27 protein-coding genes are annotated in these 24999 nt (G+C 70.6%); 13 read left to right on the top strand and 14 right to left on the bottom strand.

Annotation, left to right across the window (positions count from 1 at the left end):
• The first annotated feature begins 90 nt into the window (after positions 1–90).
• The 3 genes from hemA (at position 91) to ppk2 (ending at position 3361) form a co-directional block, all read left to right on the top strand.
• Positions 91–1368, top strand: coding sequence for a glutamyl-tRNA reductase (gene hemA / locus PCA_RS03270; RefSeq protein ID WP_181300910.1), 1278 nt, complete (start codon positions 91–93; stop codon positions 1366–1368).
• Positions 1369–1449: 81 nt separating this feature from the next.
• Positions 1450–2529, top strand: coding sequence for a peptide chain release factor 1 (gene prfA, locus PCA_RS03265; protein ID WP_181300908.1), 1080 nt, complete (start codon positions 1450–1452; stop codon positions 2527–2529).
• Between the two features lie 61 nt (positions 2530–2590).
• A complete protein-coding gene (gene ppk2, locus PCA_RS03260; protein WP_181300906.1) occupies positions 2591–3361 on the top strand; it encodes a polyphosphate kinase 2 in 771 nt (256 codons plus the stop codon).
• A 10-nt stretch (positions 3362–3371) separates the two neighbouring features.
• Here ppk2 and PCA_RS03255 read toward each other — a convergent pair whose 3' ends face one another.
• Genes PCA_RS03255 through PCA_RS03245 form a run of 3 tightly spaced genes read right to left on the bottom strand, consistent with a single transcriptional unit; the run spans position 3372 to position 5388 of the window.
• Entirely contained in the window at positions 3372–3638 is a 267-nt protein-coding gene (locus PCA_RS03255; RefSeq protein ID WP_181300904.1) for an acylphosphatase, read from the bottom strand.
• Positions 3638–4117, bottom strand: a complete 480-nt coding sequence (locus PCA_RS03250) for a TlpA disulfide reductase family protein (protein WP_181300902.1) — start codon at positions 4115–4117, stop codon at positions 3638–3640. The genes PCA_RS03255 and PCA_RS03250 overlap by 1 nt, the downstream gene beginning before the upstream one ends.
• Complete coding sequence (locus PCA_RS03245; RefSeq protein WP_181300901.1) at positions 4114–5388, bottom strand: YihY family inner membrane protein; 1275 nt, start codon at positions 5386–5388, stop codon at positions 4114–4116. The genes PCA_RS03250 and PCA_RS03245 overlap by 4 nt, the downstream gene beginning before the upstream one ends.
• Before the next feature lie 182 nt (positions 5389–5570).
• Between PCA_RS03245 and wrbA the strand changes: the two genes are divergently transcribed.
• The 6 genes from wrbA (at position 5571) to PCA_RS03215 (ending at position 9932) form a co-directional block, all read left to right on the top strand.
• The gene (gene wrbA / locus PCA_RS03240; protein ID WP_181300899.1) at positions 5571–6170 is read left to right on the top strand and encodes an NAD(P)H:quinone oxidoreductase; all 600 of its coding nucleotides are present in this window, start codon (positions 5571–5573) and stop codon (positions 6168–6170) included.
• Entirely contained in the window at positions 6167–6514 is a 348-nt protein-coding gene (locus PCA_RS03235; protein WP_181300897.1) for a DUF2069 domain-containing protein, read from the top strand. Before wrbA ends, PCA_RS03235 begins: the two co-directional genes overlap by 4 nt.
• Positions 6515–6545: 31 nt before the next feature.
• A complete protein-coding gene (locus PCA_RS03230; RefSeq protein WP_181300895.1) occupies positions 6546–7013 on the top strand; it encodes a cupin domain-containing protein in 468 nt (155 codons plus the stop codon).
• Positions 7014–7159: 146 nt separating this feature from the next.
• Complete coding sequence (locus PCA_RS03225) at positions 7160–8800, top strand: acyl-CoA dehydrogenase family protein (protein WP_181300893.1); 1641 nt, start codon at positions 7160–7162, stop codon at positions 8798–8800.
• Positions 8800–9357 carry an AAA family ATPase gene (locus tag PCA_RS17490; RefSeq protein WP_255436620.1) on the top strand — a complete coding sequence of 186 codons (558 nt, stop codon included), beginning with the start codon at positions 8800–8802 and terminating at the stop codon, positions 9355–9357. Before PCA_RS03225 ends, PCA_RS17490 begins: the two co-directional genes overlap by 1 nt.
• Before the next feature lie 83 nt (positions 9358–9440).
• Positions 9441–9932: an asparaginase domain-containing protein gene (locus PCA_RS03215; protein ID WP_181300891.1), complete on the top strand. Its 492-nt coding sequence runs from the start codon at positions 9441–9443 to the stop codon at positions 9930–9932.
• A gap of 106 nt (positions 9933–10038) precedes the next feature.
• On the opposite strand, the gene PCA_RS03210 is transcribed toward PCA_RS03215, so the two are convergent.
• The 8 genes from PCA_RS03210 to sufT all read right to left on the bottom strand — a co-directional run bounded on the left by PCA_RS03210 (position 10039) and on the right by sufT (position 19368).
• A complete protein-coding gene (locus PCA_RS03210; RefSeq protein ID WP_181300890.1) occupies positions 10039–11334 on the bottom strand; it encodes a TolC family protein in 1296 nt (431 codons plus the stop codon).
• A complete protein-coding gene (locus tag PCA_RS03205; RefSeq protein WP_181300888.1) occupies positions 11331–11642 on the bottom strand; it encodes a DUF3240 family protein in 312 nt (103 codons plus the stop codon). Before PCA_RS03205 ends, PCA_RS03210 begins: the two co-directional genes overlap by 4 nt.
• A gap of 3 nt (positions 11643–11645) precedes the next feature.
• A complete protein-coding gene (locus tag PCA_RS03200; protein WP_181300886.1) occupies positions 11646–14717 on the bottom strand; it encodes a CusA/CzcA family heavy metal efflux RND transporter in 3072 nt (1023 codons plus the stop codon).
• Position 14718: 1 nt separating this feature from the next.
• Complete coding sequence (locus PCA_RS03195) at positions 14719–15669, bottom strand: efflux RND transporter periplasmic adaptor subunit (RefSeq protein WP_181300884.1); 951 nt, start codon at positions 15667–15669, stop codon at positions 14719–14721.
• Between the two features lie 203 nt (positions 15670–15872).
• Positions 15873–16421, bottom strand: a complete 549-nt coding sequence (locus PCA_RS03190) for a cytochrome b (protein ID WP_181300882.1) — start codon at positions 16419–16421, stop codon at positions 15873–15875.
• A 202-nt stretch (positions 16422–16623) separates the two neighbouring features.
• Positions 16624–17994 carry a histidine kinase dimerization/phospho-acceptor domain-containing protein gene (locus tag PCA_RS03185; RefSeq protein WP_181300880.1) on the bottom strand — a complete coding sequence of 457 codons (1371 nt, stop codon included), beginning with the start codon at positions 17992–17994 and terminating at the stop codon, positions 16624–16626.
• Positions 17981–18643, bottom strand: a complete 663-nt coding sequence (locus tag PCA_RS03180; RefSeq protein ID WP_181300878.1) for a response regulator transcription factor — start codon at positions 18641–18643, stop codon at positions 17981–17983. The genes PCA_RS03185 and PCA_RS03180 overlap by 14 nt, the downstream gene beginning before the upstream one ends.
• 167 nt (positions 18644–18810) lie before the next feature.
• Complete coding sequence (gene sufT / locus PCA_RS03175; protein WP_181300876.1) at positions 18811–19368, bottom strand: putative Fe-S cluster assembly protein SufT; 558 nt, start codon at positions 19366–19368, stop codon at positions 18811–18813.
• A 228-nt stretch (positions 19369–19596) separates the two neighbouring features.
• Between sufT and PCA_RS03170 the strand changes: the two genes are divergently transcribed.
• Positions 19597–20019: a hypothetical protein gene (locus tag PCA_RS03170; protein ID WP_181300874.1), complete on the top strand. Its 423-nt coding sequence runs from the start codon at positions 19597–19599 to the stop codon at positions 20017–20019.
• A gap of 286 nt (positions 20020–20305) precedes the next feature.
• Here PCA_RS03170 and PCA_RS03165 read toward each other — a convergent pair whose 3' ends face one another.
• A complete protein-coding gene (locus tag PCA_RS03165; protein WP_181300873.1) occupies positions 20306–21781 on the bottom strand; it encodes an NAD(P)(+) transhydrogenase (Re/Si-specific) subunit beta in 1476 nt (491 codons plus the stop codon).
• A complete protein-coding gene (locus tag PCA_RS03160; RefSeq protein WP_181300871.1) occupies positions 21778–22080 on the bottom strand; it encodes an NAD(P) transhydrogenase subunit alpha in 303 nt (100 codons plus the stop codon). The genes PCA_RS03165 and PCA_RS03160 overlap by 4 nt, the downstream gene beginning before the upstream one ends.
• A gap of 153 nt (positions 22081–22233) precedes the next feature.
• On the opposite strand from PCA_RS03160, the gene PCA_RS03155 reads away from it, so the two are divergent.
• Genes PCA_RS03155 through PCA_RS03145 form a run of 3 tightly spaced genes read left to right on the top strand, consistent with a single transcriptional unit; the run spans position 22234 to position 23753 of the window.
• Positions 22234–22821 carry an RNA polymerase sigma factor gene (locus PCA_RS03155; protein ID WP_343204399.1) on the top strand — a complete coding sequence of 196 codons (588 nt, stop codon included), beginning with the start codon at positions 22234–22236 and terminating at the stop codon, positions 22819–22821.
• On the top strand, positions 22818–23231 hold the full coding sequence (locus PCA_RS03150) for a hypothetical protein (protein WP_181300870.1): 414 nt from the start codon (positions 22818–22820) through the stop codon (positions 23229–23231). The genes PCA_RS03155 and PCA_RS03150 overlap by 4 nt, the downstream gene beginning before the upstream one ends.
• Before the next feature lie 3 nt (positions 23232–23234).
• Positions 23235–23753, top strand: a complete 519-nt coding sequence (locus PCA_RS03145; RefSeq protein WP_181300868.1) for a DUF3106 domain-containing protein — start codon at positions 23235–23237, stop codon at positions 23751–23753.
• Between the two features lie 15 nt (positions 23754–23768).
• Here the strand turns inward: PCA_RS03145 and PCA_RS03140 are convergent, their stop codons facing one another.
• Positions 23769–24869, bottom strand: a complete 1101-nt coding sequence (locus PCA_RS03140; RefSeq protein ID WP_181300866.1) for an NAD(P) transhydrogenase subunit alpha — start codon at positions 24867–24869, stop codon at positions 23769–23771.
• Positions 24870–24999 lie beyond the last annotated feature (130 nt).

Raw genomic sequence — 24999 nt, 5'->3', positions numbered from 1 at the left:
CATCCTGCCACGACCGCGTCCATGTCCGCGGCGCCTCGACGACAAGCTTAGCCTACGCCGCCAGACATCCGCCGGAACCTTCGCCCAGCCATGCCTCTCGTCGCCCTCGGGCTCAACCACCTCACCGCGCCGGTCACCCTGCGCGAACAGGTGGCGTTCGACCCCGAAGCCACCACCGCCGCGTTGTACGAGCTGCAGCGCGAACCCGGCGTGGAAGAGGCGATGATCCTGTCCACCTGCAACCGTACCGAGCTGTACGTGAGCGTGGCCGCCGGCGCCGAGCAGTTGCCGCAGGCATGGCTGAACCGCCATCACCGTCTGACTCCCGGCAAGCTGGACGAGTTCCTGTACCGCCACGACGAGCAGAACGCGGCGCGCCACCTGTTCCGCGTCGCCACCGGACTGGATTCGATGGTGCTCGGCGAACCGCAGATCCTCGGCCAGGTGAAGGACGCCTACCAGCTCGCGCGCGAGGCGCACACGCTGAAGGCGCCGCTGGACCGCCTGCTGCAGCACACCTTCGCGGTCGCCAAGCGGGTGCGCACGGAAACCCGGATCGGCGCGCACACCGTGTCGGTCGCGTTCACCGCGGTGCGCCTCGCCGAGCAGGTGTTCGCCGACCTGCGCGAGGCCTGCGTGCTGCTGATCGGCGCCGGCGACACCATCGAACTGGCCGCGCGCCACCTCGCCGACAAGCAGGCGCGCCGGCTGATCGTGGCGAACCGCACGCTGGAAACCGCGCAGGACCTCGCCGGCCGCTACGGCGGCTACGCGGTCGCGCTGGCCGACCTGCCGCAGCACCTGGCCGAGGCCGACGTGGTGATCTCCTCCACCGCCGCGCGCCAGCCCGTGTTGACCCGCGCGATGGTCGAGCAGGCGCTGGCCGCGCGCCGGCGCAAGCCGATGTTCCTGGTGGACATCGCCGTGCCGCGCGACATCGAGCCCTCGGTGGCCGAGCTGCCCGACATCTACCTCTACGGCATCGACGACCTGCAGCAGGTGATCGACGACAACCGCCGCTCGCGCGCCGCCGCCGCGCGCGAAGCCGACGCCATCATCGACCTGCAGGTGGACCGCTACATGGCCTGGCGCCGCGCGCTCACCCTGCACAATCCGGCGCTGGACCTGCGCCAGCACGCGGAGGGCTATCGCGACGAGGTGCTGGACAAGGCCCGCGCCATGCTTGCGCGCGGCAAGTCGCCCGAGGAAGCGCTGGGCTTCCTCGCCCACACGCTCACCAACAAGCTGTTGCACCACCCCAGCGCGCGCCTGCGCGAAGCCGCGCTGTCCGGCGACCTGGACCTGCTGCACGCGGCCGGCCGCCTGTACGGCCTGGACGAGGAAGACCCGGAAACGCGGAAGGTCTAGCGAGGGCGGCTGGCTGCCGCCTCCTGCGTCTCGCGCGGCCGCCCCGTCGGCCGTTCCGTTCCCGCTTCCCGCCTCGTGCCCATGACGCCATCCATCCACCGCAAACTCGAAACCCTCGCCGAACGCCACGAGGAGATCGGCCTGCTGCTGGCCCAGCCCGACGTGCTCGCCGGCGGCGCGCGCTTCCGCGAGCTGTCGCGCGAATACGCCCAGCTCGAACCCGTGGCCGCCGCGCTGCGCGAGCACGCGGCCGCCACGCGCGAACTGGCCGAGGCACGCGCGATGCTGGACGATCCCGAACTGGCCGACATGGCCGCCGACGACATCGCGCGGCTGGAGCGGCGCCTGGCCGAACTCGACGGCGAACTGCAAGTCCTGCTGCTGCCGAAGGACCCGCGCGACGAGGCCAACCTCTACCTCGAAGTGCGCGCGGGCACCGGCGGCGACGAGGCGGCGATCTTCGCCGGCGACCTGTTCCGCATGTACGCGCGCCATGCCGAGCGCCGGCGCTGGCAGGTGGAAATCCTCAGCGAACACGCAGGCGAGCACGGCGGCTACAAGGAGATCGTCGCGCGCATCGACGGCCAGGGCGCGTATTCGCGGCTGAAGTTCGAATCCGGCGCGCATTGCGTGAAGCGCGTGCCGGCGACCGAGGCGCAGGGGCGCATCCATACGTCGACGGCCACGGTCGCGGTGCTGCCGGAGATGGACGAGATCGAGGACGTGGCGATCAATCCGGCGGACCTGAAGATCGACACGTTCCGCGCTTCCGGCGCCGGCGGCCAGCACGTCAACAAGACCGACTCGGCGATCCGCATCACCCACCTGCCCACCGGCACGGTGGTGGAATGCCAGGACGAGCGCAGCCAGCACAAGAATCGCGCCCGCGCCATGAGCCTGCTGAAGGCCCGCCTGCTCGACGCCGAACGCGAGAAGCAGAGCCACGCGCAGGCGCAGCAGCGCCGCCTGCAGGTCGGCACCGGCGACCGCAGCCAGCGCATCCGCACCTACCGCTACAAGGACAACCTGGTCACCGACCACCGCATCGGGCTGGAGCTGCACGACCTGCCGCAGATCATGGAAGGCGAGCTGGACGAACTGTTCGACGCGCTGGCCCGCGAGGCGCAGGCGGACGAGTTGAAGGCGCTGGCCGGCGGCTGAGCCGCCGTCGCGCGCGAGCGCGCGGCCTATACTGCCCCGACCTTCCGCAGGAGCGTCGCGCATGGCCAAGACCACGAACTACCGGAAGCAACTCGAGGCGCTGCAGATCGAATTGCTGGGCGTGCAGCGCTGGCTGCACACCAGCGGCAAGCGCCTGCTGGTGATCTTCGAAGGCCGCGACACCGCCGGCAAGGGCGGCACGATCAAGGCGATCACCGAGTCCATCGACACCCGCGGCTACCGCGTGGTGGCGCTGTCCAAGCCCAGCGAGCGGGAAGCCGGGCAGTGGTATTTCCAGCGCTACGTCGCGCACCTGCCCAACCCCGGCGAAATGGTGCTGTTCGACCGCAGCTGGTACAACCGCGGCGTGGTCGAGCCGGCCATGGGCTTCTGCAGCAAGGCGGACACCGAGCGCTTCCTGGAGGCCGCGCCGGTGTTCGAGAAGCTGCTCACCGACGACGGCATCATCCTGCTCAAGTACTGGCTGGCGGTGGACCAGGAGCAGCAGGAGCAACGCTTCGCCGAACGCGCCGACGATCCGCTGAAACGCTGGAAGCTGTCGCCGGTGGATATCGCCGGGCGCGACAAGTACGCCGAGATGGGCAAGCTGCGCGACCGCATGATCGAGCGCACGCATGCGCCGAACGCGCCGTGGTTCGTGGCCGACTACAACGACCAGAAGCTCGGCCGCCTGAACCTGATCCGCCACCTGATCGACCAGTTGCCGAACACCGACGTGGAGGCGCCCAAGGTGAAGCTGGCGAAGCTGCACGGCAAACCCAGGAGCGAACGCGTCACCGCGCGGGCGTTGCGGGTGCCGCAGGTGTATTGAACGCGCGGCTTCAGCCGATGCCGAAACCGTGCAACGGCTGTTCCGCCAGGTCTTCCCGCGTCAGCGATTCGACGCGGGCCAGGGGCGGCCCATGGCGCAGCCAGCGTTCCAGTTCGGCCAGCGCGCCGGGCTCGCCCTGGGCCAGCACTTCCACGGAACCGTCGGCGCGATTGCGCGCATGGCCCGTCAGCCCAAGCTGCAGCGCCTCTTCGCGCGCGCTGGCGCGGAAGAACACGCCCTGCACCTTGCCTGCGACGAGGAAGCGCGCTGCCGGCATCAGCGCTTGCCCGCGCCGATCGCCGCATCCAGCCTGGCGGCATCGATCGGGCCGATGAAGTGTGTCGCCACCGTGCCGTCCGGCGCGATCAGCCAGGTGGTGGGCAGGCCGCGCGGTTCGTCGAAATCCTTCAGCGGCTTGTCCAGCGTGACCTGGGCGACGGGATACGACACCGGGTGCTTCTTGAGGAAGGCCTGGATGTCGGCGGCCTCGCTGTCCTCGTAGGCCAGACCGATCGCGCGCACGTTCGGGTGCGTGGCCACGTAATGCGAGAGTTCCGGCATCTCCGCGATGCACGGCACGCACCAGGTGGCCCAGAAATTCACGATCACCCAGTGCCCGCGCTGCGCGGCGAGGTCGTAGGGCTTGCCGTCCAGCGTGGTGACGCGGATGGACGGATACGCGGGCATCGCGGCTTGCGCCGTGCCCAGCAACGCCAGCGGCAACAGCAGCGCGGCAAGGCGAAGGAATCTGTTCATGCGGAATGATCCTGTGGTTCGGGGGTTCCGGCGCTCACCGGAAAGACTTGGCCCAGCGGCGTCGCCAGCGTGGAACGCAAGGCGGCGGCAAGTTCGGCCAGCATCGCCAGCAGCTCCCGCGGCAGTTGCAGGCCCAGCGTCGTCGCCTCCTGCGTCGGTTGCAGCGGCAGGCGGTAGTCGCTGTGCCGATACACGCGCAGCAGGTCGGCGGTATCCAGGCTGCGACTGAGCAGCCAGCCGCCGGACTCGCCGCGCTGGATCAGGTCGGCGCGCTGCAGATCGTCGAAATACGCCGCCACCCGGGCGCTGCTCAGGCGCGGCTCGCGCGCGCGGATCGACGCCGGGTCCACGCTGGCGCCGCAACGCTGCGCGTCGATGAAGTGCCGCAGCACCAGCAGCAGGCCCAGGAACTCGGCGCCGGCCGGCAGCGTCTCGGTGGGCGGCTGGTAATCGAATGCCGACACCGATGCGGCAATCGACGCGCCGAGGATCACGATCACCCACGACAGGTAGATCCACAGCAGGAAGATAGGGATCACCGCCAGCGCGCCGTAGATGTCCTGGTAGGTCTGCGCATGCTGCACGAAGCGCGCGAAGCCCCAGCGCGCGATCTCGAACAGCAGCGCGCCGAGCAGCGCGCCGATCGCCGCGTTTCGGCGCGACACCCGGCTGTTGGGGATCAGCACGTACATCATCCACAACGTGACGAAGGTCACCACGAACGGCAGCGTGCTCAGCAGGCGCTGGCCCATGCTCATCAGCTGGCCGCTCGCGGCCTGCAGCATCGGTATCGCGGTGACGTAGGAAGTGAGCACGATGCCGCCCATCACCAGGATCGGCCCCAGCGTCAGCGCCGCCCAGTACAGCAGCAGCCGCGAGCCCCAGCCGCGCGGCTGGTGCACGCGCCAGATGCGGTTCAGCCGGTCCTCGATGCTCACCATCATCGAGAGCGCGCTGAACAGCATCACCAGGATGCTGATGCCGGTGAGCTTGCGCGCGTTCGTGGCGAACGCCAGCAGCGTCTCCTGCACCTTCTCGCCCGCCGCCGGCACGAAATTGCTGAACACGAAATTCAGCAGGGTCTCGCGCGCGTTCTCGAACATCGGGAACGCCGCGAACATCGTCAGCACCGCCACGGTGAGCGGCACCAGCGACACCAGCGTGGTGTAGGACAGCGCACCGGCGGTCTCGAAGCACTTGTCGTCGACGAAGCGCTGCCACAGGAAGCGGCCGAAACTCTGCAGGCGGTCGCGATCGAAACGCAGATTCATGGGTGGCTCGCAAAATCGGCTGCGTTCGGGCCGGGCGTGGCGGAACGGGGTTCCGCGAGAAGGGACCGCCGGGCGTCCGCGACGCCCTGCACTCCGGCTTCGGCCCTGCGGGCCCGCGCCCGGGCGAACGAATGCCGGGATAGCTTCTACACTAACGCATTGCCCCCACCGCGCCCACACGCATGAACGACATCCTCGTCCTCTACTACAGCCGCAACGGCCACACCGCGCAGCTGGCGCGATTGATCGCACGCGGCATCGAGGAAGTTCCCGGCATGCGCGCGCGCCTGCGCCAGGTGCCGCCGGTGGCGCCGGTCACCGAAACCGCGCAGCCGCCGGTGCCGGACGAGGGCGCGCCCTACGCGACCAGGCAGGACCTCGCCGACTGCAGCGGCCTCGCACTCGGCAGCCCCACCCGCTTCGGCAACATGGCCGCGCCGCTCAAATACTTCCTCGACAGCACCGGCGCCGAATGGGCCAGCGGCGTGCTGGTGGGCAAGCCCGCCGCCGTGTTCACCTCCACCAGCACCATGCATGGCGGCCAGGAATCCACCCTGCTGACGATGGCCCTGCCGCTGCTGCACCACGGCATGCTGCTGCTCGGCATCCCGTTCACCGAACCCGCGCTCACCGCCACCCAGAGCGGCGGCTCACCCTACGGCGCCAGCCACGTCGCCGGCCCCAGGGGCGAGAACGCGATCAGCGAACACGAACGCGAACTGAGCCGCGCGCTGGGCCGCCGCCTCGCCGAAACCGCCCGCAAACTGGCCGCGGGCGCATGAGCGCTGCTGCATTGCCGATCGAACAGAAGCTCGGCCTTGCCGCCTGGGCCGCGCTCGCCACGCTGCAACTGCTCTGGCACGGCTGGCTGCAGCCGTCGCAAAGCCTGCCCGTGGCAGCGGTGCTGGCGATCACCGTGGTCCCGCTGCTGCTGCCGCTGGCCGCGTTGCGCCAGCCGCGCCGCGCACTGCTGTGGGTAGGCATCCTCGCCTTGTTCTATTTCTGCCACGGCGTGGCCGAAGCGTGGAGCGCGCCGGCCGAACGCGCGCTAGCGCTGGCCGAGATCGCGCTGACCCTGCTGCTGATCGGCGCCCTGGGCGCAGGCGTGCGCCGTCCGCGCCGCTGACGCCGCTTCATCCACCGACCGGGAGACCCGCATGAACCAGCCCCGCGCGTTGCTGAAAGCCGCCGACATCGAGGCCATGCAGGCGGTGCCCAGTCCCCACCCGCTGAACCCGAACGCGCTGCGCCTGCGCAAGTCGCTGGGCGACGCCACCGGCCTCACCCGGTTCGGCTTCCATCGCATCGAGCTGGCGCCGGGCCGCGACTCCAGCGAATACCACGTCCATCACTACGAGGAAGAGTGCGTCTACGTGCTGGCCGGACACGGGCACGCGCTGATCGACGAGCAGAGCCACGCCATCGGCCCCGGCGATTTCCTCGGCTTCCCGCGCAACGGTCCCGCCCACGTCATCACCAACACCAGCGACGCCCCGCTCGTGCTGCTGGTGGCCGGCCAGCGCCTCGAACAGGACATCTGCGACTACCCGCACCGCCGCAAGCGCCTGTACGTGCGCGGCGAAGCGGGTGACCTGGTGGATTTCGATGCGATCGTGGCGGACTGAGGCCGGACGCTTCACGGCACGCCACCGCCATTTGCCTATACTCCTCGGGAAGGTCTGATTGATCGACTGATTGCTCCTCATTCCTGCGAAGGCAGGAACGACGGGCAAGATCAGATCTTCCTCGGCAGGCCACGCCTGGAGTGCCCATGGGATTCCTGCAAGACGCACCGCAACTGCCGCATCCGTGGCGCAGCGACCGCCTGCTGCATGCGCTGCTCGACCGCGCCCTGCCCGCCTCGCGCCGTGCCGCGCTGGATGCCGATCTCGATGCGCTGGGCGACTACGCGCTGATGGCGTGGCAGCGGGCCGGCGTGACCACGCGGCGCAAGCCGGTGCTCACGCAGTGGGATGCCTGGGGTCGGCGCGTCGACCGCATCGAGCTGACCGCCGCGTGGCAGGAAGGGCCGCAGCTCACCACGCGCCACGCGGTGCTCGCCAGCGGCCACGAGAACCACGAGCACGCGCGGCTGGAGGAATTCGCCCGCGTCTACCTCTACCACGTGGCCAGCGAGTTCTACACCTGCCCGCTGGCAATGACCGACGGTGCGACGACCGCGCTGAAGGCTTCCGGCAACCGGGCACTGATCGAGCGCGCGCTGCCGCATTTCCTCAGCCGCGACGCCGCGACGTTCTGGCTCAGCGGCCAGTGGATGACCGAGACGCACGGCGGTTCGGATGTGGGGCACACCGAAACCGTGGCGCGGCAGGGCGCCGATGGCCAGTGGCGCCTGCATGGCCGCAAGTGGTTCAGCTCCGCCGTGGTCGGCGAGGCCGCCCTGGCGCTGGCGCGCCCCGAAGGCGCCGGTGCCGGCTCCGGCGCGCTGGCGCTGTTCTACGTGGAAACCATGGACGGCGCGCAGCGCAAACCCGGGCTGCTGATCGACCGCCTCAAGGACAAGCTGGGCACGCAGGAACTGCCCACCGCCGAGATCCATCTCGACGGCCTGCCCGCATGGCCGCTGGGCGAACTGGCGAACGGCGTGCGCCAGGTGGCGCCGATGCTCAACGTCACGCGCACCTGGAACGCGGTGTGCGCCATCGCCAGCATGGCGCGGGCGATCGCGCTGGCGCGCGACTACGCCGCGCGGCGCCAGGCGTTCGGTCGCCCGCTGATCGAGCAGCCGCTGCACGCGCAGACGCTGGCCGACATGCAGGCCGAATTCGAGGGCGCGTTCGCGCTGGCCTTCGAGGTGGCGCAGCTGCTGGGCCGCGTGGAACACGGCGCAGCTGCGCCGCATGAGGCGCAGCTGCTGCGCCTGCTCACCCCGCTGGCCAAGCTGTGGACCGGCAAGCTCGCCGTGCGCATCTGCTCCGAGGCCATGGAATGCTTCGGCGGCGCCGGCTACATCGAGGACACCGGCCTGCCGCAACTGCTGCGCGACGCGCAGGTGTACGCGATCTGGGAAGGCACCACGAACGTGCTGTCGCTGGATGCGCTGCGCGCACTGGCGGGCGACGGGCTGGGCGGCCTGCGCAGCGCGGTGGCCGGCTGGCTGCAGGGCGCGGACCCGCACGCCGCGTTCGCCATCGACGCCGCGCTGGACGCCGCCGCCGGCCACCTCGACACGCCATCCACCGACCGCGCCACGCTGGAAGCCGGCGCGCGTGGCCTCGCGCTTACGCTCGCGCGCAGCGCGGCGGCGGCGCTGCTGGCCCGGCAGGCGGCATGGGCCCAGGCGCGCGGCGACAACCGCCCTGCCGCCGCCCTGCGCCGCTTCCTCGGCCACGGCCTGCTGCGGCTGGCCGATACCGGTGCGGACGACACCCATCTGCTGCTGGGCGAGTGATGGCGCCCTCCGGCGAAGCCGCGTGGCTGCCGCTGCCGGAACTGGGGCGGCGCATCTGCATCCTCGGCCCCTCCAACAGCGGCAAGTCCACGCTGGCGGAGGCGATCGCGCGCAAGTGCGGGCTGGCGGTGGTCCATCTCGACCAGTTGCACCATCTTCCGCACACGGACTGGCAGCCGCGGCCTCCGGGCGAATTCCTGGCCCTGCACGACGAGGCGATCCGGGGCGACGCCTGGGTGATGGACGGAAATTATTCCGGATGCATGCCGCAGCGGTTCCGCCGGGCGACGGGCGTGATCCTGCTGGACATCCCCACCCCGCTCAGCCTGTTCCGTTACGTGAACCGGTGCCTGTCCGGGCGCACGCGCGCTGGCGGGCTGGCAGGCGGTCGCGACCGCATCACGTGGGCGATGCTCCACCACATCGCGATCGTCACGCCGGGGAACCGCCGGCGCTACGCGGAAATCCATCGCCAGCTCGCCCTGCCCAAGCTCCGGCTCGCCTCGGCGCGCGCCATGGACGCGTGCTGCCGGCAATGGGGGCTGGAACGAGCGTAAGCCGACCGGGGCGCAACTGCCGGTTACGGCCGCGAACGGCGGAGCGTTAGACTGGCGGCCTTTCCATCCACTCGGCTTCGACCATGCAGCATCTCACCATCGTCACCACCGGCGGCACCATCGACAAGATCTACTTCGACGACAAGTCGGACTACAAGATCGGCGCGCCGCAGATCGGCGAGATCCTGGGCCAGCTGGGCGTGGCGTTCCAGTTCGACGTGATCCCCATCCTGCGCAAGGACAGCCTGCACGTCACCGACGAGGACCGCGCGCTGATGCGTTCCACCATCGAGGCGCAGCCGCACCGCCACGTGCTGGTGACGCACGGCACCGACACCATGGTGGAAACCGCGAAGGTGCTGGCCGGCATCCCCGGCAAGGTGATCGTGCTCACCGGCGCGCTGAACCCCGCGCGCTTCCAGGGCTCGGACGCGGTGTTCAACATCGGCTGCGCGGTGGCCGCGGTGCAGACCCTGCCCGACGGCGTCTACATCGCCATGAACGGACGCGTGTGGGACCCGGCCAAGGTGCGCAAGAACCGTGCGGAAAACCGCTTCGAGGAAGTGAAGGGCTGAGCGGCGTCTTCGTTGCGGAGGCAGCGGCAGGGTGGTCCCTGCGGCGGCACGGGCTCGTCACGACGCCCATGCCCGGCATGGGCCGCGGCGAAATCCGCAGCGCCACTTACCCACCGGAATCGGGAAGCGCGGGCGGACCGGCAGCGTCGGACGGCTCGTCATGGTCGTCGTGGCGGTGCCAGATCGTATGGGCATCCACCTGCACCCGCGTCACCGCTTCCAGCGCGTCGATGGCCGACTGGCGCTCGGCCAGCATCGCCTCCTGCTCGGCGCGCCGCGCGGCCAGCAGCTCGGCGATGCCGGCCTCGCCCAGCGCATAGGCGCGGGCCGCCTTGGCGGCGCTGGCGCTGGTGACCTGCAGCGCCTCGCGCCGGCTTTCCCAGATGGCGTGACCCGCCCGCGCGGCCGCCACCACCATGCGCGCGTCGCGCCCGATGTCGCGCCGCACGGTCGCAAGATCCGCTTCGGCCGCCAGCGTGTCGGCGTCGGCCTTGAGCGCAGCCGCGCGCCGATAGCTGCCGCCCAGCGGAATGCCCAGCACCACGCCGTAGGCGCGCTCGCGGCCGCCCAGGTCGTTGAGCATGCGTATGCCCAGCGTGGGGTCGGCCACGCGGTCGGCGCGCGCACGGCGCGCTTCGGCGTCCTTCTGCCGCGCCAAGGCTTCGCTCGCGCCGATTTCGTGGCTGCGCGTCACGATCAGCTGCACCCAGGCACCGTCGTCGCCGTCCAGCGCGGGCGGCGCGTACGTGCCGTCAGCGGTGCGCTCCGGCAGCGGCACGGAGGGAAACTCGCTGCGCCACGCCAGCTCCGCCCCGGTCAGGGTCGACTGCGCGCGCAGCAGCGCCGCCTGCGCCTGCGCCAGCGCCGACTCGGTGGCGAGGCGCTCGCGCTCGGCGGCATCGCCCAGTTGCACCCGCCGCGCCACCGTGTCGCGGTCGCGCCGGGCGATCTCGACCAGTTGCCGCAATTGCTCGTGTTCCGCCCGCGCCCGTTGCCACTGCGACCACGCGGCGAGCAGCCGCCGCGCGGCGGCATGGTGGGCGTCTTCCAGCAACAGCCGGGCGGCTTGCTGCCCGGCGGCGCCGATCTCGCGATCCAGCCGCGCCTTGCCGGGCAGGCGCACCGGCCGCGCCACATCCAGCTCCCATTCGTTGTAGTCGCGGTCGCCCTGCACGCGGCGGCGCTGGGGGATCACCGTCACCTGCGCCTCGTGGCTGCCCACGGCACGCATGCGCGCCTGCGCATCGGCCGCCGCCACCCAGGCTTCGGCGCGATGCACCTCCGGCGTGGCGCTGACCGCCTGCAGCACCAGGCTGGCCGGCGGCAGCATGGGATCATCGCCATCGGCCGCATGCGCCGCCGCACAGGCCATGACCAGCAGCAGTCCGATCCAGCGCTTCATGCCAGCCGCCCCATGGTCTCCACCGGTTCGACCCACCACACCACCTCGCTCTGCGGCAGCGCCGCGCGCAGCCGGGACAGCACCCGGTCCACCGTTTCCGCCGGCAGCACCAGCCACAGCAACACGCGGTCGATGCGCCCCTGCACCCGTTCCGCCACCCGCGCCTGCTCGAAGCCCTCGCCGTGGCCGGCGACTTGCGCGGTGGTGAAGCCGGGCAACGCCGGATGCATTTCCAGCAGGGCCGCGACGAGGTCCTCTTCCAGCGCGCGCGGCGCCACCAGGGTCAATCTTTTCAGTACGTACGGCATGGCTTATCTCGTGGCGCAAAAGCGACGGAACAACACCGGCATCAGCAACAGCGTCAGCGCGGTGGAGGTCACCAGGCCGCCGATCACCACGACCGCGAGCGGCCGCTGCACTTCGGAACCCGGGCCGCTGGCGAACAGCAGCGGCACCAGCCCGAGCGCGGTGATGGAGGCCGTCATCAACACCGGACGGAGGCGGCGCAGCGCGCCCTCGCGCACCACGTCCGCCAGGGGCATGCCGGACTCGCGCAACTGGTTGAAGAACGACACCAGCACCAGGCCGTTGAGCACGGCGATGCCGAGCAAGGCGATGAAGCCCACCGACGCCGGCACCGAGAGGTACTGGCCCGACAGCCACAGCGCGACCACGCCGCCCACCATGGCGAAGGGAACGTTGCAGAGGATCAGCAGCGCCTCGCGCACCGCGCCGAAGGTGAAGAACAGCACCAGGAAGATCATGCCCAGCGCCGCCGGAACCACCAGCCCCAGGCGCGCCGCCGCGCGCTGCTGGTTCTCGAACTGTCCGCCCCAGCTCACGCGGTAGCCCGATGGCAGGTGCACTTCGCGATCCACGGCGGCGCGCGCCTCGGCGACGAAGCCGACCAGGTCGCGCCCGCTGACGTTGGCCTGCACCAGCGCATAGCGCGCGGCGTTCTCGCGCCGCACCTGCACCGGGCCGCTGGTGGCTTCGAGTTTGGCGAGCTGTTCCAGCGGCACTTCGCCGCCATCGCCACGAGCCACGCTGATCTGCCCGAAGCGTCCGGGCGCGTGGGCGATCTGCTCGTCGCCGCGCACCAGGATCGGCGTGCGGCGCTGCTGTTCGATCACCACCCCGGCGCGGCGCCCTTCGAGCTGGGCGCGCAGTTCGTCCTGCACGGCGGCGACGTCCAGCCCGTAGCGACCCGCCGCCTGGCGATCGATCCGCACGCCGAGGTAGCGCATGCCCTCCTGGGTCTGCGCAAGCACGTCCTGGCTGCCCTTGGTGCGCTCCAGGATGGCGGCGACGCGGTTGGCCAGTTCGTTGAGCATCTGCAGGTCGGTGCCGAACACCTTGACCGCCACGTCGCCGCGGCTGCCGGTGAGCATTTCGGACACGCGCATCTGGATGGGTTGGGTGAAGCCGTATTCCACGCCGGGGAAACCGCCCATCACTTCGCGCAGCTGCTGTTCCAGCCACGCGGCATCCGGGCCGCGCCACTGCTTGCGCGGTTTCAGCTGCAGGAACATGTCGGTCTCGTTGAGCCCCATCGGATCGAGGCCGAGTTCGTCCGAGCCCAGGCGCGCGATCACGTGCTCCACTTCGGGCAGCTTCGCCTTGATGGCACGCTCGATCTCCAGGTCGAGGTCGCGCGAGGCCTCCAGCGAGACCGAGGCCGGCTTCACCAGCTGCACCAGCATGTCGCCCTCGTCCATGGTGGGCATGAATGTCTTGCCGGTGCCCATGTAGGCCACGGCGCCGACGCCGAGGCTGACGACCGCGATCGCCGCCACCGCGCGGCCATGGGCGAGCGACCAGTCGAGCAGCGGGCGATAGCCGCGTTCGAGCTGGCGCATCAGCCAGGGTTCGCGATGCGCGCCTTCGCGCAGGAACATCGAGCACAACACCGGTATCACGGTGAGCGACAGCAGCAGCGACGTCGCCAGCGCGAACACGATGGTCAGCGCAACCGGCGCGAACAGCTTGCCTTCCAGTCCCTGCAGGCTCAGCAAGGGCGCGAACACCAGCATGATGATGACGATGCCGGCGGCGACCGGCGCCGCCACCTCGCGCGCGGCGCGGTAGACGAGGTGCAGGCGCGGAAGCGCCGCCGCCTCGCCATGCGCCGCGGGAGCAAGGCGGCTGACCGTGTTCTCCACCACCACGACGGCCGCATCGACCAGCATGCCGATGGCGATGGCCAGGCCGCCGAGGCTCATCAGGTTGGCGCTCATGCCGACGAAGTGCATCAGCAGGAAGGTGCCGAGCACGGCCAGCGGCAAGGTCACCGAAACCACCAGCGCCGCGCGCACGTCGCCGAGGAACAGCAGCAGCAGGATCACCACCAGGATGCTGGCTTCGATCAGGGCCTCCTGCACCGTGCCGACCGCGCGCTCGACCAGGCCGCCGCGGTCGTAGAACGTCTCGATGCGCACCCCGGCCGGCAGGCTGCGCTGCAGCTCGGCCAGCCGCTCGCGCACCGCGGCGACGGTCTGCGATGCATCGGCGCCGCGCAATCCCACCACCAGGCCTTCGACGGCCTCGCCTTCGCCATCGCGCGTGACGGCGCCGTAGCGCGTCACCGCGCCGTAGCCGACCTTGGCGACGTCGCCCACGCGGATCGGCACGTCGCCGCGCATGGCGACCACCACCTGGCGCAAGTCGTCGAGCGTGACGATGGCGCCGGCCGTGCGCACGATCAGCGCATCGCCGCCATCGCGCAGGCGGCCCGAGCCGTCGTTGCGGTTGTTGCGCTCGACGGCATCGACGACGTCGCGAAAATGCAGGCCGGCCGCGGACAGCCGCGCACGGTCCGGCGTCACCAGAAAACTGCGGACCTCGCCGCCCAGCGCGTTGAGATCCGCCACGCCGGGAATCGTGCGCAGGGCGGGCCGGATGGTCCAGTCCAGCAGATTGCGGCGCTCCGCCAGCGAAAGATGCCCGCCCTCGATGGTGAACATGAACATGTCCGACAGCGGCGTGGACATCGGCGCCAGCCCGCCGCTCACGTCGGAGGGCAAGACGGCCGATGCGCCGGCGTAACGCTCGGCCACCTGCTGGCGCGCCCAGTAGATGTCCGTGCCCTCCTGGAAATCGAGGGTGATGTCCGCGATGGCGTACTTGGCGGTCGAGCGCAGCATCACGGCCTTGGGCACGCCCAGCAGTTCCATTTCCAGCGGCACGACCACGCGGCTCTCCACCTCTTCGGGCGTCATGCCGGGCGCCTTGAGGATCAGCTTGACCTGGGTGGGCGCGATGTTCGGGTAGGCGTCGATCGGCAGGCGCAGGAACGCCCACGCGCCAGCCGCGACCAGGCCGAGCGCCACGACCAGCACGAGCAGGCGTTGCGCCAGCGAGAATGCGATGAGTCGCTGCAACATCTCACCGCCCCTCCGTGGCCGTGCGCGCCTGCAGCGTGTCGAGCGCGCCCGTGGCGACTTCGTCGCCGTGCTTCAGCTCGCCGCGCACGATGCGCCGCGATTCGCCGTCGCGGGCCAGCAGGCTCACCTTCACGGCGCGGAACCCGGCGGCCGTGCGCACGAAGACGCGCATGGCGTCGCCTTCGCCCAGCAGCGCATTGCCGGGCACCGAGACGGCATCCGGCGGCGCGGGCAGCCACAGCGTGGCGCTGGTCTGCATGCCGGGCAGCAAGGCGCCGGCATCTCCTTCCGCGCGGACAAGCACCGTCTGGCTGGCCGCATCGAGCACGCCGGCGGTTTCGCTGACGTGCGCCACGGCGCCTTCGCTGGTGCGCACCTCCTGGCCACGGCGCACCTGGCCGGCCAGCGAGGCGGGCACCCGCAGCTCGAGCATCACGCGCTGTCCGGCAGTCAGCACGAAGGCCTTCGCGAGAGCATCGTAGGTGCCGCCGGGCTGCACGGCGCGCTCGATCACGCGGCCCGCCATCGGCGCCCGCAGTTCGTAGACGCCCATGCCCGACCCAGTCACCGCGGGCGCCCAGGCACGGGCGGCCTGGAGTTCGCGGACGCGCGCCGCCGCGGCGTCGCGCGAAGCGATGCTGGCCTGCACCCGCGCCTGCGGCACGATGCCTTCCTTCAGCAGTTGTTCGTCGCGCTTCGCCTGCGCCGCAGCGACGCCATAGGCGCCCTGTGCAGCCGACAGGTCCGCGCCCAGCGTCATCGCCTCGCGGCTCTGCAGCCTGGCGAGCGCCTGCCCGCGCTTCACCGCATCGCCTTCGCGCACCAGCACGTCGAGCACGATGCCGCTCAACGGCACCACCACCACCGACGTCCCTTCCAGCGGGAGTTTCACGGTGACCGGCAACTGTTCCAGCGGAACGCGTTCGGTGCGTTCGACCCGCGCCGTCGGCACGGCGACCACCGGCCCAGCTGCCAACGCAGCTTGAGCCACCAGGGACGCGAGTCCGAGGCCTGCAAACCAACGGCGCATGCTTGATCTCCCGAATCGACTGCTGGGGAGTATCGGAATGGCCAGCTTTGAAGGCGCTTAAAGCTGCGGACAGATCGCTGCCTGCGACAGCACGCCGCAGCAAAGTGCGGCGTGCGCGGCATGCATCAGCGGATGCGCTTGCGTCCTTCGGGCAGCATGCGGACCAGCGTGTCGTCGCGTTGCACGAAGTGATGGAACACGGCGGCGGCGGCGTGGGCGATGGCAAGCCACATCAGCACGTTGCCGATGGTCTCGTGTATGCCTTCCAGCGCGTGCGCGAGATCGGGATCGGGCGTCGCCATCACGGGCAGCGGCAGCCCGAGCAGGTTCCACGGCTTGCCGGCGATGAACATCATCGACACGCCGAGCAAGGGCACGGCGAACGCAAGCAGGTACAGGCTCAGGTGGACGAGCTTGCTCAGCACATCCTGCCAACGCGGTAGCGGCGGCGTGATCGGGGGCGCCGCATGGCGCAGGCGAACCAGCAGGCGGGGCAGCATCAGCAGCAGCACGGCGATACCGAACTGCATGTGCCCCCACTTCACGGCCGTGCGCGTGGCCGAACCCCGCGGGAACCATCCCTTGATCTCGATGAGCACCAGGGCAAACACGATGAACCAGGCGACCGCCCAGTGCAGGCGCCGCACCCATGGCGCGTAACGGTTGGCAGACATGATGACCTCTCTCTGTAGTGGCGACAGGGCCAGGTCTTCGCGGCATGCGTCGGGACCCGCCTTGGCAAGCTTTGGATGCTCGAGCTTTGGCTTTGCTTAAGCGCGGGTCCGGATCAAGCGCCTGCGACCCCATGGACAGGATACGGAGGGTCTGATTTTGCCCGTCATCCCGGCGAAGGCTGACGAGCAAAATCAGGCCGTCCTAGGTATTGATGGAATCGATGTCCGGCATTGGCCCCAGGATGGCCCACAGCACGCCTTCGCGCAGCTCGAAGCGCAACACCGTGGCAAGCACGGCGGCCAGCGTGCTCGCCAGCGCCAGGCCCAGCCCGCCGTGCCGCGTCGCCTCGCGCGCCGGCGACTTGCGCCAGAAGCGCTGCCCGAGGTGCGGCAGGTCCGCCTCGGTCAAGTCGGGCGCCGCATTGCCGATGCGCAGCAGCCATTGCCCCTGGTCCTTGCCCAGCACGACCGCGATGCGACTGCCGGGCGGCGCGTATTCGTGCGCATTCAGCAGCAAGTTGTCGAAGATGCGCTCCAGCAAGGCGGGGTCGGACTGCACCCAGGCCTCCGCCGGCAGCGTCGCATCGATCCGCGCACCGGCGCCCATGGCCCGGCGCAGCAGGGGCACCACGTCCATCGGCTCCAGTTCCGGTTGCGCGAGGCCGGATTCGTAGCTGGATACCGCCAGCAGGCTGTCGATGCAGCGCTGCATGCGGTCGATGGCGGCGACGGCGTTGTCCAGCGAGCCGCCCTCCGGATCGCGCCGCGCCAGTTCCAGCGTGGTGCGCATCTCGGCCAGCGGCGTACGCAGTTCGTGGGCAACGTCGCGCGAGAAGCGACGCTCGCGCTCCATGCCCGCATGCAGGCGGTCGAAGGCCGCGTTGAGGGTTTCCGCGAACGGCGCCAGTTCCCGCGGCAACTGCTGTTGCGGCAAGTGCGGCGCGGCGTCCGGCGCGCGCGCCGCCTTTCCGAACGCCAGCAAGGGCCGCAGGCCGCGCCGTACCGTGACGATGGCCAGCAGCGCCGCCGACAGGGCCGTGCCGATTACGCCCATCAGCAGCGCAACGTGCACGCTCTGCTCGAAGCGGTCGACATGCTCGCGCTCCTCCGCCACCGCCAGCGTGGCCGGCTCGCTGGTGCCCGGGAACAGCAGTCGCAAGGCCACGGCGCGACCGCGATGGTTGTCGGGCAAGGCGAGGTCGTAGAAGAGCGGCTGGTTGGCCTTCACGCCCGTCGGCAGTTCGAGCCGCCCGCCCACATTGCTGCCGGACACCGCCAGGGTACGGCCCTCGGCGTCCCACACCTGCAGGAATTCGGTGTGGCCGCCGCCGGCATAGGCGGGATGCAGGGTCTGCAGGCGCGCCATCGCCACGTCGATGGGCGGGGTTTCCAGCAATGCCGCGACGCCACGCGCACGCTGCAGCAGGTCGTCGTCGAGCCGCTGGTAGATCTTGCGGTCGATGTTGTAGTCGAGCGAGACGAACATGGCGGCCATCAGCAGGCTCAGCCCCACGCACAGCGTGAGCAGCAACCGCCCATGGATGGAACCGGACAGCCAGTCACGCAACGACATAACCGTACCCGCGACGCGTTTCGATCAGCTCCGGCACGCCGGCGCGCGCGAGCTTGGCGCGCAGCGTGCTCACCAGCACCTCGATCACCTTGTCGGAAGCCTCGCTGCGCGCGTCGTACAGGCGCTCGAACAGCTCGCCGCGCGCCAGCACCGTGCCGCGCTGGACCAGCAGGGCTTCCAGCAGCGCGTACTCCTTGGGCGTCAGCGCCAGCACTTGGCCGTCGAGGCGCGCCAGCCGGGCGCGCGGGTCCACTTCCAGCGGGCCAGCGCGCAGCAGCGGCGACTGCGTGTGCCCGCGCCGGGAAATCGCAAGGATGCGCGCCAGCAGTTCGTCGTAGGCGAACGGTTTCACCAGGTAGTCGTCCGCGCCGAGGTTGAGCGCCTGCACCCGGTCAGCCACCTGGTCGCGCGCGGACAGCACCAGCACGGCGGGACGCCCCTCGCCCTGGCGGATACGCTGCAGCACCTCCCAGCCGTCCACCTTCGGCAGCATCAGGTCGAGGATCACCACGTCGTAGGCATAGGCGGCGGCGAACGCCAGCGCCTGCGCGCCATCGACGGCGAGGTCCGCCGCGTGCCCGTCGCGGGCGAGCGCCGCGCGCAGGTCCGGCCCCAGCGTGGGCGAATCCTCGGCGATCAGCAGCCGCATGGGGACCGCCGCCGAAACGGCGCCTCGCCGGGACGGGCGGCGCTCCGCCCGGCACCTTGCTGCTGCAGGAGTCGCAAAATCATGCGGCGATCATAGGACATGCAAGGAATCCCGCCTGCCGGCGCCGCCCGAATCGTCCGGTGGCGCATCCCGGGGGAAGCAACGGTTCACATCATCCCGGTCTCGAGCTTGGCCGCGTCGGACATCATGGAGTAGCTCCACGGCGGATCGAACACCAGGTCGACGTCGGCCTCGGCGATGGTGGGAATCATCTCCAGCTTGGTGCGGGCGTCGTCCACCAGGATGTCGCCCATGCCGCAGCCGGGCGCGGTGAGCGTAAGTTTGACGTAGACCTTGCGCTGGCCGTCCTCGCGCTGCTCCAGGCTGAGGTCGTAGACCAGGCCCAGCTCGACCACGTTCACCGGGATCTCCGGGTCGAACACGGTGCGCAACTGGTCCCAGGCCAGCTTTTCCACGTCGGCGTCGGTGGCGTCCGCCGGCACCTCGATCGGCGGCGGCGGCTCCTTGCCCAGTGCGTCGGCGTCGCTGCCGGCGACACGGAACAGGTTGCCGTCCACGTACACGGTGAAGCTGCCGCCCAGCGCCTGGGTGATGTAGCCGATCTGGCCGGCGGGCAGGCGCACCGTCTCGCCTTGCGGCACCATCACCGCATCGCAGTCGCGCATCAGGGTGAAGGGTTCGCTGCTCAGACTGAAACCGCTCATGCCACTCGCCAATCCGTCGTCCAGGGGGGCGCGCGACACGGCGCCCAGGCTGCCCATTATGCCGCGGCGCGGCACCGTCCACCTGTTCCAGATCAGGGCACCGCGGGCGGAACGCAATCGCGGCACGCCGGCGCAGCGCCAGGCGGCGACCGGCGGCGACCGGCTATGATCGGCGCTTTGCCTGACGGACCCCCGCATGCCCCGTTTCCCCTTGCACGGCCATCCGCAATGAAGCCGCGCGACGTGCCGCTGTACCTCTTCGCCCTGTTCTGCGCCGCCATGATGGGCCTGGCCGTGGGCGCGACGTGGATGGTGGCGGCCATGTACCTGCGCCAGCCGGCGCCCTGGCTGGCGCTGCCGGCCGGCGTGCTGCTGGCGTGGGCGATCCGCCACTGGGTACGCCGCCCCGGCCCCGGCGCCGCCGTGCTGGCAGCCATCGCCACCTTGCTGGCGGCGCTCTACTTCAACGTGCTGATGAGCGCGGTGAGGCTCGCCGGCGACTTCGGCATGGGACTCACCGAGGCCTTGCGCACGGCCGGTGCCGGCATGCTGCTGGCGCTGGTGCGGCTGGGCCTGCGCCCGGCCGATGCGGCCTGGTACGCGGCAGGCGCGCTGCTGGCGGCGTGGGTGGCGTGGCGGCGGAAGAGGTAGGAAGGCGGCGGCCTGCCGGCACCCTTGCGATCGTCCCTGGTCGCGAGGATCAAACGGGCGGCCATCCACGGCCGCACCACGTTTGCTTTTGCGATCGTCCCTGATCGCGGAAATCAAACGGACGGCCATCCATGGCCGCACCACGTTTGCTTTTGCGATCGTCCCTGATCGCGAGGATCGAACGGGCGGCTATCCATGGCCGCACCACGTTTGCTTTTGCGATCGTCCCTGATCGCGAGAATCAAACGGGCGGCCATCCATGGCCGCACTCTTCAATGGAGGGGCTTCAGCCGTCCAGCGTCTTCAGCTCGCTTACCAGCTGGCCGGCGGCGGCCTGGCCGTCGCCGTAGAGCATGCGGGTGTTGTCGGCGTAGAACAGCGCGTTCTCGATGCCGGCGAAGCCGGTGCCCTTGCCGCGCTTCACGACGATCACGTGCTTCGCCGCGGCCACGTCCAGGATGGGCATGCCGTAGATCGGCGAGGTCGGGTCGGTCTTCGCCATCGGGTTCACCACGTCGTTCGCGCCGATCACCAGCACCACGTCGGTGTTCGGGAACTCGGGGTTGATGTCGTCCATGTCCTCGATCAGGTCGTAGGGCACGCCCGCCTCGGCCAGCAGCACGTTCATGTGGCCCGGCATGCGGCCGGCCACCGGGTGGATCGCGAACTTCACCTTCACGCCGCGCTCGATCAGCAGCTTGGCGAACTCCCACACCTTGTGCTGCGCCTGCGCCACCGCCATGCCGTAGCCGGGCACGATCGCCACGCGCTCGGCGTAGGCCATCATCACCGCCGCGTCCGCAGCGTCGATCGGCTTCTGCGCGCCGGCGATCTCCTGCGCCACGCCGCCCGCCGCCGCGCCGAAGCTGCCGAACAGCACGTTGCCCAGCGAGCGGTTCATCGCCTTCGCCATCAGCTGGGTCAGCAGGGTGCCGGCCGCGCCCACCACCATGCCGGCGATGATCATCGCCTCGTTGCCCAGCACGTAGCCCTCGAACGCCACCGCAAGGCCGGTGAATGCGTTGTACAGCGAGATCACCACCGGCATGTCGGCGCCGCCGATCGGCAGCGTCATCAGCAGGCCGAACAGCAGCGACAGCGCGAAGAACGCCACGATCACCGGCAGCGTGAGGTGCCCGGTGGCCAGGATCACCCCCAGCACCAGCGCCGCCAGCAGCACCAGCAGGTTCACCACGCGCTGGCCCGGGAACACGAAGCGCTTGTCCATCCAGCCCTGCAGCTTGGCGAAGGCGACCAGCGAACCGGAGAAGCTCACCGCGCCGATCAGCGCGCCCAGCACGCCCAGCGCCAGGGCCACCGCCGACAGCGGCTCCGGCGCGCCCGCCTGGGCCTGGTGCACGGCGTCGATCGCCCAGGCTTCCGGGCGCAGCGGCGAGGTGTCCGGAATCCCCGGCAGCGCGCGGCGCACGTGGGCCACCAGCTCCACGGCGCCGATGCCGGCCGCCGCGCCGCCGCCCATGCCGTTGTACAGCGCCACCATCTGCGGCATCGCGGTCATCGCCACGCGGCGTCCGCTCCACCATGCCGCCGCCACGCCGATCAGCACGGCGGCGAGGATCAGCCCGCGGTTGTGCATGTCCGGCAGCGCGAACGTGGCCAGCACCGCCAGCAGCATGCCCACGCCCGCCCACACGATGCCGCCGCGCGCGGTGCGCGGCGAACTCATGCGCTTGAGACCCAGGATGAACAGCAGCGCGGCCAGGAAATAGCAGGCCTTGACCAGGGTGGGCAGCCAGTTCATGCCTTGTCTCCCGGCTTGCCGGCGCTGGGCTTGAACATCTCCAGCATGCGCTCGGTGACCACGTAGCCGCCGGCCGCGTTGCCCGCGCCCAGCAGCACCGCAACGAAGCCCAGCGCCGTCTCGAACGGCGTGGTGGCATGGCCCAGCGCTATCATGGCGCCCACCAGCACGATGCCATGAACGAAGTTGGACCCGGACATCAGCGGGGTGTGCAGGATCACCGGCACCCGCGCGATGATCTCGTGGCCGGTGAAAGCGGCCAGCATGAATATGTAAAGCGCCAAGAACCCGTCGATCATGAACCCCGCTCCCATGAGTGCAGCCAGCCTGGACAGTCCCGCTCCCGCATCATACGGGCGCCGGTCAACCCGCGCGAGTCTGCAACGTTGAGCACGGGTGTCGAACCGATGGAGCCCAGGCATGCAGCAGCCGACGATGCGGACGAGGCGGCCGTGAACGGCCTCGCCGGCGCACTCGATGCCGACCTGCTGGAAACGACCGCACGGGAGGCCCCGGCCACCTTCGACGGCTTCCTGGCACAGGTGGAGCGGCGCGCCTTCCGCGTAGCCGAACTCAACCTGCGCCACCGGGAAGACGCCATGGACGCGGTGCAGGACGCGATGCTGCGCCTGGTCAAGCACTACCGGGACAAGCCGGCCGCCGAGTGGGCGCCGCTGTTCTGGGGCATCCTGCGGCGGCGCATCGTCGACTTGCAGCGCCGCCGCAAGGTGCGCTCCATCGTGGTGGGCTGGCTGGGCGGCGGCCGCGACGACGATGGCGACGAGCTGCCCAGCTGGGACCCGGCCGACCACGGCCCGGGCCCGGAGGACCGCCTGCAGGATGCGCAGTCCTGGACCGATCTCAGCGCCGCGCTTGGCAAATTGCCGCGGCGCCAGCGCGAGGCCTTCATGCTGCGCATGCTGGAGGGTCTGGACGTGGCCGAGACCGCAGAGGCCATGGGCTGCTCCGAGGGCAGCGTGAAAACGCATCTTTCGCGCGCCATGCAACGGCTGCGCGAGCAACTGGAGGACTGGCGATGAAGACGAACACGCCGGACGGCACGACCGACAAACGGCTGCAACAACGCGCCCGCGAGCTGTACCACGAGGCTGCCCGGCGCATCGACCCCGTCACCGCCGGCCGCCTGCGCGCCGCGCGCCGCGAGGCGCTGGCCGGGACGCGGCACGCGCCCCTGCAGCACCCGTTCGCGCGCTGGCTGGTGCCGTCCGGCGCCTGCGCGGTGATCGCGCTGGCGGCCGTGCTGGCCTGGCCCACCGCGCCGCGCTCGATCACCGCGACGCCCACCGCGGTGACCGCCATCGCCGGCAACGGCGGCGAAACCGACAACATGCTGCCGCCCGACCCCGAGCAGGCCGATCCCAACCTCTACCAGAACCTGGACTTCTACGGCTGGCTGGCCGCCCACGACGACCAGCCCCCCACCCGCTGAGCCATGATCCTGCCCGCACGCCTGCTGCAACCGCTCGCCTTCGTCGCCCTGCTCGGGAGCCTCGCCGTGCCGGCCCTGCATGCCCAGGACGCGCCGCCCGCGCCGATCGCCTGGAACAGCCTCACGCCGGCCCAGCGCGACGTGCTGGCGCCGCTGCAGCAGGAATGGAACGGCATGCCGCCCGGCCGGCAGCAACACCTGCTGGAGAAGAGCCAGCAATGGGTGACGTTGCCACCGGCCAAGCGCGAGGAGATCCGCCAGCGCATCGCGCGCTGGCAGCAGATGACGCCGGCCGAGCGCGACCAGGCGCGCGAGAACATGCGGCTGTTCCGCGAACTGCCGCCGGCCCAGCGTGCGCAATTGCATTCGGCCTACGAACGCTTCCAGCAACTGCCCCCGGACCGCCGTGCCCAGCTGATGAAGCAATGGCATGCGATGCCGCCCACGCAGCGGCTGCACTGGCTGCACCAGGGCAACGGCATGCCGCCGGGTCCGCGGCCGGCAATGCCGCCGCGCCGCTGATACGGCGGCGGCGGATCAGTTCCCGAACAGCACCTCGCCGCCGCGCACCAGGCAGCTCTTCGCCACCAGCTCGTCGTCGAAGTCCGGCTGCAGCGCGCCGTCCTTCAGCAGCAGCTCGGCGAAATTCACCACGTTGCGCGCATACATTTCCGAGGCATGCAGCGGCGTACCGGCCGGCAGGTTGAGCGGCCCCAGGATGGTGACGCCGCCCTGCTCCACCCGCTCGCCCGGCTTGGTCAACTCGCAGTTGCCGCCGCCCTCGGCGGCAAGGTCCACGATCAGCGCACCGGGCTTCATGCCCGCGACCATCGCGGCCGTGAGGATCTTCGGCGCCGCACGCCCCGGCACCGCGGCGGTGGAGACCACCACGTCGAAGACCTTGAGGTGGTCGGCCAGCGCCTGCTGCTGGGCGGCGCGCTCCTCCGCCGACAGCTCGCGCGCGTAGCCGCCGCTGCCGGCGGCGCTGACGCCGAGGTCGAGGAACTTCGCGCCCAGCGATTCGACCTGTTCGCGCGTTTCGGGGCGCACGTCGTAGCCCTCGGTCTGCGCGCCCAGCCGGCGCGCGGTGGCGATTGCCTGCAGGCCGGCCACGCCGGCGCCGATCACCAGCACCCGGGACGGGCGGATGGTGCCGGCCGCGGTGGTCAGCATCGGGAAGAATTTCGGCGCCGACTCGGCGGCGATCAGCATCGCGCGGTAGCCGGCCACGGCGGCCTGCGAGCTCAGCACGTCCATCGCCTGGGCACGGGTGGTGCGCGGCAGCAGCTCCAGCGCGAACGCGGTGAGCTTGCGCGCGGCCAGTGCCGCGATGCGCGAGTCCGCGCCATAGGGACGCAACTGGCCCACCACCACGGCGCCTTCGCGCAGGCTGGCGAACACCGCGTCGTCCGGCGGCTGCACGCAGGCCAGCAGGTCGGCCTGGGCCAGCACGCCCGCGGCGTCGGCGAAGTCCACGTTCGCATAGGCCTGGTCGGGAAAACCCGCCGCCGTGCCCGCGCCGTGCTCCAGCAATACGCGCAGGCCCTTGCCGCCGAGCTTCTTCGCCATCTCGGGCGTGATCGCCACGCGGCGTTCGCCCGGGGCGGTTTCGCGCAACGCGGCTACGGTGACTGGCATGGTGCATCCCCTCGTGGACGATTCCCGCATCTTAGAGCCTGTGCGGCCTCTGCGCACCGCCTGCGCGGGAACGCTTGGACGCACCGGCGACGCGCGCTAATCTGGCCCGCCGCCGGGGGTTCGCGGAGAA

Source organism: Rhodanobacter sp. PCA2, from assembly GCF_013620825.1.
Lineage (GTDB): Bacteria > Pseudomonadota > Gammaproteobacteria > Xanthomonadales > Rhodanobacteraceae > Rhodanobacter_A.
The sequence above is the reverse complement of the archived record's forward strand: the minus strand, read 5'-3'. Positions and strand labels throughout refer to the sequence as shown.